The 818-nt window shown below is 50.5% G+C and carries 1 protein-coding gene and 1 pseudogene; both read left to right on the forward strand.

What is annotated here, in order from left to right:
* A partial coding sequence (locus BQ7477_RS12620; RefSeq protein ID WP_234968833.1) for a DUF6318 family protein occupies positions 1-422 on the forward strand: 422 nt, incomplete at its 5' end.
* Positions 423-435: 13 nt separating this feature from the next.
* A pseudogene (locus tag BQ7477_RS12625) lies at positions 436-818 on the forward strand (hypothetical protein); the annotation flags it as partial.

Below are 818 nucleotides of genomic sequence, written 5' to 3' on the forward strand. Positions count from 1 at the left end.
AAGAGAACACCGAAAGAGGAGCAGAACTCGCCGCAGAACACTATCACGCACTGATGGGATACACCTGGAACACGGGTGATACGTCGGCACTGTTGGGTATGTCAGATCCTGGCTCGACTTTTGCAACCTCTTTCGCCGACGATGTTGCCAAGCTGTACTCGAACGGCTGGGCTTACGGGAGCACGTCAGAAGTTACTCACATCGTTCGAGTTGAGCCTATTCCCGAGAACGGCAACGATGTGCACCCAAACACAATCGCAGTTACCTTCCAGCTCTCCTCAAGAACTGGGGTCACTTGCCAAGGTCAAAGAATAGTGAAGAGAGATCAAGAGTATCAGTCACTACTAACGCTATACATGACATGGCAAGACAATCGTTGGCTTGAAACACAAGGGAACTTGATTACAGATGCTGGTAAGTAAATCAATTCACGCTGTGTTCGCAACACTCCTATCTCTCTGCTATTTCATCAATACAACTTCCGCTGCTAGCGCACCATTTGATGATGATCCACCGGATCCATATACCCAGCGTTCCGACGCGTCCGGACGATCAGTAACGACTTATGCACAGTCGATCACACAGCAGCTCAATAGTACACTCAGGCAAAATGCTGATTCGACTGTTGGTGATGACAGAGCCCTGAACACGGCTCAATCTGAGCACGCCAGCGATCCAGATTCTGATATTGACTGGGAGCATTGCGGTTTCGACATCACCGACCCTTCGCTACCGCTGAAGTTGCGTGTGGCAGTATGCGCCTATCCGCCACCAGAGACTCCTGAATCTCCCCTACCTGAGAAGCTACCTACAACGAG

Source organism: Actinomyces bouchesdurhonensis, assembly GCF_900128465.1.
Lineage (GTDB): Bacteria > Actinomycetota > Actinomycetes > Actinomycetales > Actinomycetaceae > Pauljensenia > Pauljensenia bouchesdurhonensis.